Consider the following 15,099-nt stretch of genomic DNA (forward strand, 5'->3'; position numbering starts at 1 on the left):
GAGAGACTGCACATTTTTTATGCAAAAAGGTAAAAAACCATGATCTACGGGGAGAAACCCGCGCGATCCGGAAAGTTATCCACAGCGTTTTCCACGAAACTGTGTACAGCGAAGCCGCGCCCAGATGGGTGCTAGCTCCCGGAGCCGCATTTTATGCACTTTTACGCCAGTTTGCGCAGCTTCGACACTATATTGACGAAAACCAATGTGCACCGCCTAACCATTGCCGCCCCATAAGGGATCCTCGAAGTACTGGCGCCTGAGACGCTCGTCCGGGTTCTGCTCGTAGAACTCCTCTTCGGCGAAGGAGAAACGGTAATCCGAGAGGTACTCCAGCAGCACCCGGTAGGCGGCATTCACCTTCCTCATCTCCTCGCTGTCGGCCGGCGCGCCCAGGTCGGGATGATGTCTTTTCACCAGTTCCCGGTGCCGACTCTTGATCTGCCTGAGGCTGGCCCGGTCCTCGATACCGAACACCGCCAGCGCCAGTTGCAACTCCCTGTAGGTCATAGCTCACCTCCGCCTCGCCCCAGCGCCGCCCTGCGTTTCAGCTCTATATTGCGCATCAGGCTGTCGTAGGGACGGGCCAGCCGCTGCACCCCCTCGTCCTCGAGCTCCTGGGCCAGGCGCTCCGGATCGATCCCCAGGGCGCGGAGCTGCTCCAGGAGCGCCAGGGCGTCCTGCATGCCGAGGTCCAGCCTGCTGACGGGACGGCCGCGCTCGCGGTAGGCGGCCAGCACCCCCGGCGACATGACCTGCACCGTCTCCGGCCCGACCAGCGCCTCGGGGTAGCGCAGATCGAAGCATCCCGCCTCCCTCTCGTTGGCAATGACCCAGGCCAGCCGCTGGGGGGTCGCTCCCCGCGCCGCCAGCGCCAGGTAGCGGCTGTCGCGGTGGATCTCACGGTTCACGCCGCGCAGCACCTTGGCCAACGCGATGGCGGCCTCGCCCCTGATCGCCCCGGCCAACACCCTGCCGGCTTCGCTCTCCTGGGCCAGCCGGGCCAGCTGCGGCTCCAGGAGCCGGTCGACCCGTCCCAGCGGCAGCCCCACCACCGAGGCCACCCGCTCCAGCGGCAGCCCGCGCGCCGCGCGCCGGGAGAGCCCGTCCAGGTACGCCTCGGCCACCGAACGGTAACGGGGCACGCTGAAAACCGGATCCACCCGCACGCTGATCCCCTCGCTCACCAGGCGGCGCAGGGCCGCCACCCCCTCCAGGGTGCCCGGGATCTTGATGAAGAGGTTGGCCCGCCCGGCCAGGTCCCAAAGGCGCCTCCCCTCCAGGACCAACGCGGCGGCGTCGTGCGCCAGGTAGGGGGAAAGCTCCAGGGTGACCAGGCCGTCCACCCCCGCGCTTTGTTCATACACGGGGCGCAGCAGGTCGGCGGCGGTCCTCACGTCGTCCAGAAGGAGCGTGTCGTAGATCGGCTCCGCCGCGAGACCGCTGCGGGCCAGGGCGGCGATGTCGGCGTCGTAATCGCTCCCCGCCGCGATACAGTGCTCGAGGACGGCGGCGCTGCAGCCGACGCCGCCCACCCCGTCCTCCTGGACCAGCGCTACCAGTTCCCCGGAAAGCAGGACGCTGCGGCTGACGCCGTCGAGCCACACGCTCTGGCCGCACCGCGATAGCCTCGATACCGGCGTATCCCTCATGATCGCTCCCTTGATCCGGGTGCGGCTTCGCCGCCCCCGGATCAAGGCGTCGGACCGCTACCCACCAGTCAGCCGCAGGGCGAGCCTGCGGACGTTCTCCAGGGTGAACCCGTACTCCTCGAGGACGCGGTCCCCCGGCGCGGAGGCGCCGTACCCCTCCACACCGAGCACGGCACCTGCGTCCCCCACGTAGCGGTGCCACCCCTGGGGGCTCCCCGCCTCGATCGCCAGCCGAAGCGGGACCTCGCGCGGCAGCACGGCCTCGCGGTACTCCGCGGGCTGCTCCTCGAAGAGCTCCCAGCTTGGCAGCGATACCACGCGTACCGCGAGCCCCTCCTCTTGCAGCCCAAGGCGCGCCCGCAGCGCGAGGGCAACCTCGGAACCGGTGGCGATCAGGATGAGCCGAGGCCCCTCCCCCTCGAAGTCGGCCAGCACGTAGCCGCCGCGCAGGACACCCTCCGCCGCCCCATAGCGCTCCCGGTCCAGGGTGGGGAGGGCCTGGCGCGACAGCACCAGCGCGACCGGGCGGTCATTGGCCGAAAGCGCCACCCGCCAGGCAAAGGCGCTCTCGTTGGCGTCGCACGGTCGCAGCACGATGAGGCGCGGGATCGCCCGCAACGAGGCCAGGTGTTCCACCGGCTGGTGGGTCGGCCCGTCCTCGCCCAGGGCGATCGAGTCGTGGGTGAAGACGTGCACCACCTTCAAGCCGGAGAGGGCGGCGAGGCGCAACGCCGGGCGCAGGTAGTCCGAGAAGGTGAGGAAGGTGGCCCCGAAGGGGATGGTGCCGCCGTGGGCGGCCATGCCGTTCAGGATCGCCGCCATGCCGTGCTCGCGCACCCCGAAGTGGACGTTGGCGCCGCCGGCTCCCCACTCCCCTCCCACCGCCCCCTGGCGGTCTTCCGGCTGCCACTGCTCGCTTTGGAAGTCCCCCTTGCCGGCAAGCGCGGTGACGGTGGAGGGGTTGAGATCGGCCGAGCCGCCGAAAAGCTGCGGCAGGCGAGCCGCCAGCGCGTTCAGGACCTTCCCCGAGGCGGCGCGGGTCGCCATCCCCTTCTCGTCGGCGGGAAACTCGGGGAGGGCCTCCAGCCACCCCGCCGGGAGCTCGCCGGAGAGGGCGAGCGCGAGCTCGGCGGCAAGCTCCGGATAGTCGGCGGCGTAGCGGGCGCGCAACGCCTCCCACTCCCGCTGGGCCGCGCCGCCACGCTCGAGCGCCTGCCGGAAATGCTCGAGCGCGGCAGCGGGAATCAGGAATTGCGGTTCGGCGGGCCACCCCAGACGCTCCTTGCTGCGCAGCACCTCGTCCGCGCCAAGCGGAGAGCCGTGCGCCTCGAAACTGTCCTGTTTTCCCGGCGAACCGAAGCCGATGCGGGTGCGCACCATGATGAGCGAGGGGCGACCCGACTCGGCGCGCGCCTCCTCGAGCGCGTCCGCGAGCGCCGCGAGGTCGTTGCCGTCCGCCACGGTGAGGACCTGCCAGCCGAAGGAGGCGAAGCGCGCGGCGCGGTCCTCGGAAAAGCTCAGGGAGGTCGAGGCGGCCAGGGTGATGCGGTTGTCGTCGTAGAGGCAGATCAGTTTGCCCAGGCGCAGGTGCCCTGCCAGGGAGGCGGCCTCCGAGACCACCCCCTCCATCAGGTCCCCGTCGCCGGCGATCAGGTAGCTGTAGTGGTCGATGAGGCGGTAGCCGGGACGGTTGAAGCGCGCGGCCAGGTGGGCCTCCGCCATGGCCATGCCCACCGCGTTGCCAAAGCCCTGTCCCAGGGGGCCGGTACTCACCTCGACGCCGGGGGTGAGGCCGCGCTCGGGGTGCCCCGGGGTGCGGCTCCCCCACTGCCTGAAGCGCTTGATCTCCTCCAGCGGCAGGTCGTAACCGGTCAGATGCAGCAGGGAATAGAGCAGCATCGAGCCGTGCCCGGCGGAGAGGACGAAGCGGTCCCGGTCGAACCAGGCGGGATCGGCCGGGTTGTGCTTCAGGAACCGGGTCCAGAGCTGGTACGCCATGGCGGCCGCCCCCATCGGCATGCCGGGGTGGCCGCTGTTGGCCTTTTGAATGGCGTCGACCGCGAGAAAGCGCAGGGTGTTGATGCAGAGCTGGTCCAGGTCGGTGGCGGGGGCGGTAACGGGATGCGTGGTCATGGCGCTGCTCCTCCAGGTATGAGATCCGGGAGCATCGACATTGTTTCCGCCACCCTTCGTTCATTGACCCCAGAAGGAACTGTGACAGGAAAATTGCGCTGCTTCCTGCCATGACTATAACAAGTGACAAGCCAAATAGAAACTGTAGCAGCCACTCTCTATGACGTGAACACCATTTCCCGATACAGTTCCCGTTGCCGCCGCGACCTGTCGCCGCCGCCTAGTCGGAATTGTCGACGAATCGAAGCGCCGCCTCGGGCGAGCGCGCGCCGGCCACCTGGAACCCGCAGACCGACTTGTCGAGGCTGCACCAGACGTCGTCGCACAGTTTGAGCCCCACGGCCTGGGCGTTCTCCTCGAGGTAGCGCAGGTGCCTGGTCCCGGGGATGGGGACGACGTCGCTGCCGCGGCGCAACAGCCACGCGAGCGCCACCTGGGCTGGCGTGGCGTCGTGGGCGCAGGCGAGTTCGTTGACCATGGAGACCAGGGTGAAGTTGTGGCGCAGGTTCTCGGCGAGAAAGCGCGGGTTCTTGCGGCGCCAGTCGCACGGCTCGAGGTCGTCGGTGCTCCTGATCTTGCCGGCCAGGAACCCCCTCCCCATCGGGCTGTAGGCCACGAAGCCGATCCCCAGTTCGCGCAGCACCGGCAGGAGCTTGTCCTCCACCCCCCTCTCCCACAGCGAATATTCCGACTGCACGGCGGAGAGCGGGTGCACGGCATGGGCGCGGCGCACGATCCCGGGGCCCACCTCGGAGAGGCCGATGTAGCGCACCTTCCCCTCCCGCACCAGTTCCGACAGGGCTCCCACCGTCTCCTCGACCGGGACCGCCGGGTCCAGGCGGTGCTGGTAATAGAGGTCGATGTAGTCCGTCCCCAGGCGCTTCAAGGAGCCGTCGATGGACCTGCGCACCTGGGCCGGGCTGCTGTCCAGCCCGACCTGCCTGCCGTGCGGCCCGAAGCGCCAGGCGAACTTGGTGGCGAGCACCAGCTTTTGGCGCGGCACCTCCTTCAGCAGGCGCCCCAGGAGTTCCTCGTTGCAGAAGGGGCCGTACACCTCGGCGGTATCCCAGAAGGTGATGCCGAGCTCCATGGCCCGGCGCAGTACCCGGATCGACTCGGTCAGGTCCTGGCTCCCGTAGCTGTAGGTCAACCCGCGACAGCCAAGCCCCAGTGCCGACACCTCCAGCCCCTGTTGCCCCAGTTTGCGTTTGTGCATAAGACCTCCCCCCAAAACAGGCTCTACGTTCTATGTTCTACGTGTCCAGGATCCGGTACCGGGTTCCTCGATATCGGTGACGTCCGTTCTGGAGACTCGGCACCTGGAACGGGTACGGTCCCTTCCACGCTCCGGCGGGTGCGGCAACAAAAATAGCCCATACGGGATATGGGCTATTTCTGCGGCGGAGGTGGTCAGGGGTGCCGTTGGCCAGGGTGCTGAAGGTGAGCGCGGGACCCCTGGCCGCACATGGTTACTTGTTGACGACGCAGTCGATGATGGCGTTGATCCTGCGGTTTTGCTGCCGCCCTTCCGCGGTGTTGTTGTAGGCGATGGGGCGGGTCGAGCCGAACCCCTTGGCGGAGAGACGGGAGCGCTCGATGCCGAAGTTCTTGACCAGGTAGTCGGCCACGTTCTGGGCGCGCTGCTGGGACAGCTTCATGTTCTGTGCGGCGTTGCCGGTGTTGTCGGTGTGCCCTTCGATGACGGCGGTCGTGGTGGTGTAGCGCTTCATGTAGTCGGCCACCTTGGCGATCTCATCGCGGTACTGCGGCTTGATCTCGGCCTTGCCCGGGTCGAAGTCGACCACCAGGGACATGCAGAGACGCTCGGGCGGGGTAACCTGCTGCACGTCGAAGGCGCAGTCGATGATCGCCTCGATGCGGCGGTTCTTCTGCTTCCCTTCATTGGTCGCGTTGTCGGCGATGGGGCGGGTGAAGCCGTAGCCCTTGGCGGCGAGGCGGGTGCGCTCGATGCCGTACTGCTCGGCCAGCACGTCGACCACGGCCTGCGCGCGGCGCTGGGAGAGGTCCATGTTGTGGTTGTAGGAGCCGACGTTGTCGGTGTGCCCCTCGATGACGGCCGTGGTGGTCGGGTACTTCTTCATGAAGTTGCCGACCTGGGCGATCTGGTCGCGCAGTTCCTGGCGCACGATGGCCTTGTCGATGTCGAACTCACCCTGCAGGGTGATGCAGTACTTGTAGTGCCCCGGGGTCGGCTCGGCTGCCACGGGCGCGGGCTGCGGCTGCGCCTGCGGTTCGGGCTGCGCCGGCGGCGGGGTCTGGGCGACGGTGCCGCCGGGCTCGGTCGCCGCGGCCCTGGCGGGAGCGGCCTTCATGGAGCGGCCGCCCACCACGAAGGTGAGGCCGACGCTGTATTCCCAGTTCCTGGCGATGTTCTCACGGACGTGGTCGCTCTGGAAGTCGATGATGCGGCGGGCGTCGGCCCTGAAGGCGATGTCATCGTTGAAGAAGAGCTTGAAGCCGGCGCCGCCGTTGGCCGTGCCGTCGTGGGAGTTGGCGCCGTGGTACCTGATGGTGGTCCCGCCGCCGCCCAGGGCGAGGTAGGGAACGAAGGCGGACCTGGGCATGAAGTTCCAGATCAGGTCCAGGTGGTAGGAGTACATGCCGTTCTCGATATCGGTGGCCTGATCCTCGATCTTCAGATAGCTCCCCACGAGCTCGGTGGCGAAGTTGTCGGTCCAGTCGTAGCCGAGCCTCAAACCGCCGGTTATCCGGTTCTCCCTGTAGTTGCGCTGTGGCAGTTTCGAATCATCGAAGATGTAACCGCCGACGAAGGGGGAGATGGAGAACGCCCCCGCGCGTTCTCCGGCGTGCGCCGTGGCGGCCAGCGCCATCACGGCCAGGACCATGATGCAGATAAAGCCGGTGATCTTTTTCATCGTGGTAGCCTCCTTGTTGAGAGCATCTCGGCCTGGAGATCCTCCCGCTAATTTTTCGAGCCGGCCTCTGGCTGGCCCATCCAGTCCCGGCCCAAGCCGGCGTGAAAGATCCGCTAACCCGTTGTTTCAGTTACCCGGGCGCCTGGTTCGCCGGCGCCGGAAAAATTAACGTTTACCAATATAACGTCATTCATCTGGGTGTCAACCAGCGAAAAGCCGCTCTGGAAGCCGCTGCGCAAAGGATGAACAGCGCGCGGTTCACTCGCCGCGGCTGCGGGTCATGTCCCGGGCCGCCTTGACCTCGTCCGCCGGGAGTCCGGCCTCGAGGTACTCGGCCACCCCGCCCGCGAGGACCCGAGCCGTTACCCCGTTCTCCGTGAGAAAGGCGGCCAACTCCAGCGCCGGCTCGTCGTTGGGCAAGCCGGAACAGACCACCACCAGGCGGTCGCGCGGCAGTTCCGGGAGATGCCGCTTGGCGTCGTCGAAATCGACCCGGAGCGCCCCCCGCACCCGGCGCACGGCGTAGTCGACATCGCCGGGGTGCCGCAACTCGATAAAAAAGAGCGGCTCCCCTTCCTTGATCCGCTCCCATACCCAGTCCGTCGATACCGCCAGATCGCTCCGCATGGTCCCCTCCCCGCTCAGTCTTCCCCCTCGTCGCCGGCTTTCTGGTCGACGTGCCGGCCATCGACCTTCCTGCGCGAGGTGAAGTACACGAACAGGGCGATGGCCAGCACGATGAACAGCGTGACGCTCAGGGCGAAGGTGCCGAAGGAATGTTTGGCTACCGGAACGGGAACGGTCGACGGAGCCTGGGTTTGCGCTTGCACAGTGGCCATGGTCTCCTCCTTTGAGCCGGTCATCCCGCTTATTGCCCGGCGGGCGGCACCCATTTAAAATAACTTAGTGTTTTTTAATGTCAACAAGCCAATCTTTCTTTTTTGGCGTGACTGGAACAGAAGGGAAGAGTTGAGCGCCCGGACCTGTTGGCGAGAGACAGGGTCGAACCGGCGGGAAACTTTATGAAAGGGCACACGGCGCACACACGACAACGCCGCGCACAGGCGGGGGGGCAATGACTGTCGCGGCGGGCGGGGAAGGACGTCGATAATGAAATAAAAATCACTGGGATTTATGCAAGAAAACTATTACCATTCAAATAGTTCCTGCATACACACCCACAACGAGCAAAGAGCCGGAGATATGAACATCACCGATAAAATAGAGCAGGCCAAGCCTGCCATTCCCGTAGAGGGAAGGATGGACGCCCCGCCGCGGACCCGGGCGCAGCAACCGGAAGGCCGCCCCGAGCGACAGGATGACCTGGTCGAGCTCTCCACCTCCCTGTCCCAGATTTCCACCCATGACCTGGACCAGCAGCAGGCCCGGCGGGTAGCCGCCATCAAGGCACGCATCCAGTCGGGAGAGTACCGGGTCGATTCCCGGCAGGTGGCCGAGAAGATGCTTGCCAACAACAGCGGCATCTGACCGCCCCCTCCCCCTCAACAACCTGAAACGCCAAACGGCGCGTCACCTGGCGGTGACACGCCGTTTTTCATTGCCCCCCTTCAGAGCCGCGCCGCTTGATCTCGCGCAACTTCACCGTGGTCTGGTTGAAGTGCCGCGCCAGCTCCCCGGACTCGTCGTTGCCGGGCCCCTGCGCGGCGCCAGCGTTCGGGACGGAAACAATTAAAAAATAAAAATCACCGAGGGGTCGTTTCGTCCCCTTGGAGGAGTCTCCCCAGGTCGTACTCGAGGTGCTGGTAATCGGGAAAGCGCCAGCTTCCACCCCAGGTGAAGCCGCGCTGCCGGAAGGGGGTGAGCAGCGGGTCGCCCGGCTGCAGCATGCCGGGGCGCGGTTGCTGCCGGTCCAGGTGGTCGGCCGAAGCCGCCGGAAGAACCCGGCACAGGGCGGGGTTGCCGAGGCAGAAATCCCGCGCGGCGGCGGCTCCCGCTACGCTCGCGCCTTGCTGCCGCGCCCCCTCCTCGAGCATCAGGTAGGGGTTTTGCCTCGGGTTGATGTCGATGGCGGCGCCGTAGCTGTGCCTGGAGAAGACCCCGGGCCTGCCGGGGACCTCGCGGCAGTTGAAGGCCGAGCTGTTGTTGGCGTCCATGGAGCGGAAATCGTCGGCATCGAAGGCGTCGATGAGCTCCATCCTTTCGATGGGGAAGCGGCCGTTGTAGGCGTGGTGCAGGGAATCCATGAAGAAGGCCGCGAGCACCTGGTGCACCACCAGCTCGCCGTAGTGTGGCTGGCCGTCGAAGCCCCAGAACGAGGTGACCAGGTAGGCGAGCTGGTCCAGCGGGACCGGGCATTCCGGCCGCCAGGACTGCTTCTCCCGCATCAGGCGCCCCACGCTGTCGGGCAGCGAGACGGCGGCGGCGAAGAAGCCCCCGGCGCCGCGACGTAGCGCCAACAGGCGTCCCCCCTGGGAAAGCCGCTCCTTCAGTCCGGCCGGCAGGTCGTCCGGAAGCTGCGCCGCGACGCCGGCGGACGCGGCCGCCACGGCGGAGGCGCTGCCGATCACGACCTGCGGCCGTTGTTCCGGGTCGAGCCAGCCGATGACCCGCACCAGCTCCTTTTCCGGCAGCGAGACGCACCCGGCGGTGCCGCTCTCCGGGCCCCGCTCGACGTGGATGAAGATGGCGCTTCCCATGTCGCGCACCGCCGGCTCCGTGTTGTAGTCGAGCGCCAGGGCGTACCGGTAGAGCGGATCGGGACGCAAGAGCTCCTCGAAGGAGGAGGCCCTGGTCTCGCCGCGCCAGACCCAGCGGTTGTAGTCGGGGGATTGGGGGTCGTCGACCCAAAGGTCGTGGGTATCGACCTGGCGGTAGGGGAACGTACCGGGGAGAGTGGCGGGGTAGCCGAAGGCGGTGCGCAGGGGGAAGATGCCGGCAGGGGTGCGGCCGTCACCTTCGCGCTTCTCGAACGGGGGCGCCACACCGTTGCGCCCCAGGTTGACCGGGACCGCCGGCAGGGCAAGCTCCCACCCCAAAAGCGAGCGCCGCACCGGGTAGAGGGTCGCCTGCGGCAGCCCCGGGGTGCCCGGGTCGACGTAGAGGAACTGGCCGCTGTGGGAGCTGCGCGCGATGCCGTCCAGGCTCTCGCTGATGCGCCGCGGCAGTTCGCGGTTCGAGCTGCATCCTGTCACCAGGGCCAGGGTTGCCAGCGTAACGCCGCCGAAGATGGATCGCCAAGTCCTGTTCATGCCCCGCTCCTGGTGTGAGATTAGAGTCGTCTATACGATTTTGGAGCGGGAAAGGCAAGGAAAATCAATGCTGCAGCCCCACGATCCTCCGTAACAGCACCAGCAGATCGCCGACGTCGATGACCCCGTCGGGCCGGGACACGCCGTTCACCACCGGGGCCAGGTCCCCGTGGGCGAGCGCGGCGGCAGTGGCGGGATCAGCCCCCAGCGAGATCCTCAGTAACCGCAGGGCGTCCTGGATGTCGACGCTGCCGTTGCCGTCCAGGTCGCCGCCGATGCGCTCGATGCGCACCAGGTTGCGCTGCGCCACGCTGCTCGCCCCGTCGGCGGAGGTGGCGCGTACCGTGACCCGGTTTTCCCCCAGGGCCAAGGGGAGCTGCTGCCGGAAGGACCCGGCGGCCACCTCGGGGTTGTAGAGCGCCCCGCCAGCCTCGACCTGCACCGTCCCGGCAGCGGCGCCCCCCACCGTGCCCTGGATGGTGAATCCTTCCGCCTCGGTGCGCAGGTCCTGCACCGGATCGGTGATCGCCAGCGCCGGCGCTGCCGGGTCGAAGGTGACGCTCCGCTTGCTGCGCGAACTGCGCCCCTGCCCTTCCGCGGTGAGCTCAATGGTGTTCACCCCCGGGGCGAGGAGGGCGCTCCCGGTGAAGCTTCCCCCGGTCACCGGAAGCAGCTGCAGCGCGGCCCCGTTCACCGCCATGGTCACCGCGCTCCCCGGGGTCACCGTCCCGGTGACGGCGCAGCTCACGGCATCGGTGACGCTGTTGTCGGCGGGTGCGGTGACTGCCAGGACCGGCGCCAGCGCATCGAGGGTGATGGTGAAGCTGTGCGTGGTCACGTTGCCGGCGCCGTCGCGGGCGGTCACGGCGACGGCGTTCTCCCCTTCGGCCAGGGTAACGGCGGAACTGAACAGCGCCGCGTCGGCACTGCGCTCGACGCCGGCCACGGTGAGGCTCGCGATCCCCGAGGCGTCGCTGGCCCGCCCCATGATGTTCAGCACCGGGTTGGAGGTGCTGGAGCCGTGGTTCAACGTGGAGAGGTAGAGCTGCGGCGCGCTCCCCTCCTGGGCCACGGTGAGCGTGCGGGAAACCGGCAGGGCCGGGAGGTAGTTGCCGCTTCCCTCCTGCAGCGCGCTGATCACGGTGGTGCCGGCGCCGACCACGGTCACCGTGCTCCCGGCGACGGTGGCCACGGCAGGGTCGGAACTCACGTAGCTGAGGGGCAGGCCGCTGGAGGCGCTCCCCGTAAGGTCGAAAGGGGGATCCCCCACCACCTTCTGGGCCGGCGAGGAGAAACTTACCTGCTGGCCGCTTCTGTGCACGACGAAGGGCTGCGACTTCTCGGGCGCCGTCTCCAGGTCGCCGGTTCCCGGCTGGCTGGCGGTGATCACGGCGCTCCCCGCCCCGACGACGGTGATCACGGTGCCGTCGATGCGGGCCACCTCCGGGTTGGAGCTTTTGAAGCTGAGAGGGAGCCCGCTGCAGGCGGAGGCGACGATCTCGAAGGGGGGATCGCCGAAGGTCCGCTCGGGGATGGCGGGGAAGGTGATTTCCTGGCAGGACCGGTACACGGTCAACGTGCCGTTGACCGGCACCAGTTGGTAGTTGGCCGCCTGCAGCGTGCCGGTTCCGGCCAGGATGGCGTAGCTCCCCACCGGGCTGGACAGGACGGCAGGGGTGGCCAGCACCGGGGCCCCGGTCAGCACCGCGCCCCCCTCCCCGTTCACGAACCCCTGGTAGGCGACGGTCAGCTCGGGGTTCGGGGTGAGGTAGGCGCGGCTCTTGTCCTCGGCCACCACGCGCAGGGGGGCCTTGACGACGGTGAGGGTCACCGGGACCGCCGGGGCCGGGTCCCAGAAACCGTCCCCCGCCTGCGAGGCGGTGATCACGGTGCTCCCCGCGCCGGTGATGCGGACCTCCCCGCCGACCACGACCGCGGCGGCAGGGTTGGAACTCGCGTAGCTCACGGTGAGCCCGCTGCTGGCGCTCGCCCCCGCGGCGAAGGGGGGAGCCCCGTAGACCTTCGGGGGAGGCTCGGCGAAGGTGATGCCCTGGGGGCGCCCGGTGACGGTAAAAGTGCCGTCGGCGAAGCTGTAGCGGTAGTTGGCGCTGGTGATGCTCCCCAGGGCGGCATGGATGGGATAGCTCCCCCGGGGAGTGCCGGCAGCGACGCTGGTGGTAAGAAGCGGGGCGCCGCCGAGGCTTGCCGTGCTGTCCCAGGGGGCAAGCCCGGTGCAGGTGGCGGTGAGCTGGGGATTTGCGTTGCCGGCGGTCTTCACCTGGTTGTCGGCGCTGATCAGCAGGGGTGCCTGGTTGATGGTGAGGCTCGCGCCGCTGAACACGAGGTCGTAGGCGCTGCCAAGGGCGAGGGTCCCCACGGTGATGGCGTAGCTCCCGACATCCTCGCCCGCCACGCGGGACAGCGCCCCGGTGAACCGGTCGCTGCCGTTTAGGGGCGGATCGAAGCTGTAGCCCAGGGGGGGATCGGCCTGCCCGTAGGTTTTGCTTTGTCCGCGGGCAGTCACGGTGATGGTCGTCTTCTGCGGTTTCAGGTAATAAAGGCGCAGCGACTCCACGAGGGAGCCGATGGTGCCGTGGTCTCCCGCCACGTATCCCCTGGCGCGCACGTAGCCGTTGACCCGGGTGCCGTACCGGGCCAGGTTGACGCCGTCCAGGCGCCACCCCCCCGCCACCCGGGTGCCCCTGCCCAGCGGGACCCAAACCGGGGTGGCCGCGTCCGGGTCGGGCGAATACTCGAAGCTCACCCGCCACAGCTCCGGGGAGGTTCCCGAGCGCAGCCAGGTGACGGTGTCCCCCGTGTCGGAGACGGAGAGTTCCTCGAAGCTCCAGCCGTTGGCATAACGGCTCAGCTTGCTCCTGCCGTTTTGGTCCGTGAAATCGCCTCCCATCAGGAATTTGCCGTCCGGCCCAAGATTGATGGTCTCAACCTGGCTGATGGGGGTCCCGCTGGCGAAGGAGAAGGCGCCCAGGTCGAAGCCGGTGTCCAGGCGTCCTTCCGGGGTGATGCGGGCCACGTAGTCGCGGTAGATGACGGTGCCGTACCCGTCGGTCAGCTGGTCGAACACGCCGAAGATGATGATGCTGCCGTCACTTTGCAGGGCGAAGCCGATAACGTCGTCGCTAAAGCTCGTGTCGTAGGTGTAGAGGGCTTCTATGACGAAGCTCTCGTCGACGCTGCCGTCACTGTTCAGGCGCACCACGTTCCTCGTTACCGGGACCAGGTTCCCGGTGTCCGGGTCGGTGTAGCTGCCGGGGTACATGGGATAGCCGGAGATGAGGACGCGGCCATCGGGCAGCAGCGCCAGGTGATCGATCCTCCCCCCCATCTGCAACGGGGTGCCGCCGTGCCAGCCGGGGTCAAGGCTGCCGTCGGGTTTGAGCCGCAGCACGCGCCCGGTGCGGGTGGCGACCAGCAGCATGTTGTCCGGCTGCAGCGCCAGCGCGCTGACGACACCGTTCACGCCGGCAGCCGGGACGAAGCTCGGGTCATGTTCCCCGGTGGTTTTGAGGCGGAAGAGGTAGCGATAGGGGGACGCGATGACGTTGTTCCCCCCCACGTACATCATGCCGTCCTCCGCCACCATGACCGTGTTGAGGCTGCCCCACCTCTGCAGGTAGGCGTTCACCGCGGCGTTGAAAGCGGCCGGTCCCGGGATCCCCGCTTGGGTCACCTGCACCAACTGGTGCTGTTCGATGCCGTTGATGGTCAGGAAGTTCCCCCCGAACAAAAGCGCGTCCTGGGGCAGCGGCACGATGCTGGTCGTGCGCTGCCCCAGGGTGAGTCCGGCGTCGAAACCGGGATCGAGGGACCAGTCCGGCGTGAGCCTGGCGACGTGGAACCGCGACGCACCGAGCACGTTCTCGAAGAGGCCGGCGACGGTGGTGTAGCCGTCCGGGCGCAGCAAGAGCCGGGTCACCAGCCCGGTGTCGTCGATGATCTGGGCCAGGGTGTCGTCGAGGGTACCGTAGGGGTAGAAACGGGCCAGGGACGTGCGCGGGACGGAGCCGATGTTCGCGAAGTCTCCTCCGGCCAGGATGTTGCCGTCTCCCTGGCGCGCCACAACCCGTACCGCCGCATCGGCCGCGGGGAAGACGGTGTCGGCGAGGGTCCCGTCTATCTTCAGGCGGGCGAGATTGGTGCGTTGCGCGGGGGCGGGGCCGATGGTAAAGGTACCGCCGGCCAGGATCCTACCGTCGGGCTCCACCAGGATCGAGGCGACCCGGGCGCCGGGCGCGCTGTCGAAGCCGGGGTTGAACGCGTCCGGGGTCCCGTCGGCGTTGAGCCTGGCGAGGTAGGTGCGGGAGAGGAGCCCCCCGGAGAAGTCGCCTCCCAGCAGTATCTTCCCGTCCGCCTGCACGGCCAGGGCGCGCACGGCGCCGTTGGGCGACGGCGGGGCGAAGCCGGGGTCGTAGGCGCCTTGGGCCGTGAAGCGGGCGACATGGGAGGACCCGGTGCTGGCGAACTCTCCCCCGACCACGATGGCTCCGTTGTGCACCTGCACCGCGTGGACCGCCACGTTGCCGGCGTCATCGGTCAAGCCTCCGCTCCAGGTCCAGTTGAGCGCTCCGCTCGTGGCCGACAGCCCGGCCAGGTTCCTCGTGGGCACCCCGGACTTGATCTCCCGGAACGCTCCCGCCACGATGAGGTCCACGCCGCTCGGAAGGATGACCAGCGCGTTGACCGTCACCGGCGCGAGCGCGCTGGTGACCGGGTCCAGGCTGTCCAGTGCGCCGCTCGCCCCGGAGAGCCGTGCCAGTCCCTTGCGGCTCACCCCACCCACCGTGGTGAAGCTCCCCCCGATCCAGATCCCGTCCGGGTTGGCGGGGGTGGCCAGGTCCGGTTGCAGGGCTATGGCGCGCACGGGGCCATCCGGAAGCGGCGGATCAAAGGTGGCGTCCAGGGTGCCGTCGTGGTTGATCCTGGCTATGTTGGTGCGCGTCACCACGCCGTCGGTGAGGGTGAAATCCCCCCCCAGCACGATCTTCGCGTCCGCGCGCTGCACCGCGATGGCATGCACCGAACCATTGATGGCCACCGTGCCGCCGCTATGGATGGCGAAGCCGTCCAGGGTCCACACCGCGGCACCGGCCGGGGACGCCGCGGCCCAAAGCAGCACCAGGACCACCAGCAGATGTGCCGCCACCGTCAGTATGGCCCGCCCTGTCAGCACCGTTCTCCCTGTCATGC

Annotated in this window: 10 protein-coding genes; 1 reads left to right on the forward strand and 9 read right to left on the reverse strand. The window is 67.9% G+C overall.

All coding sequences use genetic code 11. The features are described from left to right. Positions 1–216 precede the first annotated feature (216 nt). The 7 genes from KOL99_RS17715 to KOL99_RS17745 all read right to left on the reverse strand — a co-directional run bounded on the left by KOL99_RS17715 (position 217) and on the right by KOL99_RS17745 (position 7,521). Complete coding sequence (locus KOL99_RS17715) at positions 217–510, reverse strand: J domain-containing protein (protein ID WP_216511806.1); 294 nt, start codon at positions 508–510, stop codon at positions 217–219. Beyond that, positions 507–1,652 carry a transaldolase family protein gene (locus tag KOL99_RS17720; RefSeq protein ID WP_216511807.1) on the reverse strand — a complete coding sequence of 382 codons (1,146 nt, stop codon included), beginning with the start codon at positions 1,650–1,652 and terminating at the stop codon, positions 507–509. Before KOL99_RS17720 ends, KOL99_RS17715 begins: the two co-directional genes overlap by 4 nt. A gap of 57 nt (positions 1,653–1,709) precedes the next feature. Continuing rightward, positions 1,710–3,785, reverse strand: coding sequence for a transketolase (gene tkt, locus KOL99_RS17725; protein ID WP_216511808.1), 2,076 nt, complete (start codon positions 3,783–3,785; stop codon positions 1,710–1,712). Between the two features lie 220 nt (positions 3,786–4,005). After that, positions 4,006–5,001, reverse strand: coding sequence for an aldo/keto reductase (locus KOL99_RS17730; protein ID WP_216511809.1), 996 nt, complete (start codon positions 4,999–5,001; stop codon positions 4,006–4,008). A 253-nt stretch (positions 5,002–5,254) separates the two neighbouring features. Then, a complete protein-coding gene (locus tag KOL99_RS17735; protein ID WP_216511810.1) occupies positions 5,255–6,682 on the reverse strand; it encodes an OmpA family protein in 1,428 nt (475 codons plus the stop codon). A gap of 258 nt (positions 6,683–6,940) precedes the next feature. Continuing rightward, positions 6,941–7,309, reverse strand: a complete 369-nt coding sequence (locus KOL99_RS17740) for a rhodanese-like domain-containing protein (protein WP_216511811.1) — start codon at positions 7,307–7,309, stop codon at positions 6,941–6,943. A gap of 14 nt (positions 7,310–7,323) precedes the next feature. Continuing rightward, positions 7,324–7,521 (reverse strand): hypothetical protein, encoded by a 198-nt coding sequence (locus KOL99_RS17745; protein WP_236026397.1) that lies wholly within the window; start codon positions 7,519–7,521, stop codon positions 7,324–7,326. 364 nt (positions 7,522–7,885) lie between these two features. Here KOL99_RS17745 and flgM point away from each other — a divergent pair, with 364 nt between their 5' ends. Then, complete coding sequence (gene flgM, locus KOL99_RS17750) at positions 7,886–8,170, forward strand: flagellar biosynthesis anti-sigma factor FlgM (RefSeq protein ID WP_216511813.1); 285 nt, start codon at positions 7,886–7,888, stop codon at positions 8,168–8,170. Between the two features lie 215 nt (positions 8,171–8,385). On the opposite strand, the gene KOL99_RS17755 is transcribed toward flgM, so the two are convergent. After that, positions 8,386–9,891 carry a M15 family metallopeptidase gene (locus KOL99_RS17755; protein WP_216511814.1) on the reverse strand — a complete coding sequence of 502 codons (1,506 nt, stop codon included), beginning with the start codon at positions 9,889–9,891 and terminating at the stop codon, positions 8,386–8,388. A 64-nt stretch (positions 9,892–9,955) separates the two neighbouring features. Beyond that, positions 9,956–15,097 (reverse strand): MBG domain-containing protein, encoded by a 5,142-nt coding sequence (locus KOL99_RS17760; protein ID WP_216511815.1) that lies wholly within the window; start codon positions 15,095–15,097, stop codon positions 9,956–9,958. Positions 15,098–15,099: the final 2 nt, after the last annotated feature.

The organism is Geomonas azotofigens, from assembly GCF_018919395.1.
Lineage (GTDB): Bacteria > Desulfobacterota > Desulfuromonadia > Geobacterales > Geobacteraceae > Geomonas > Geomonas azotofigens.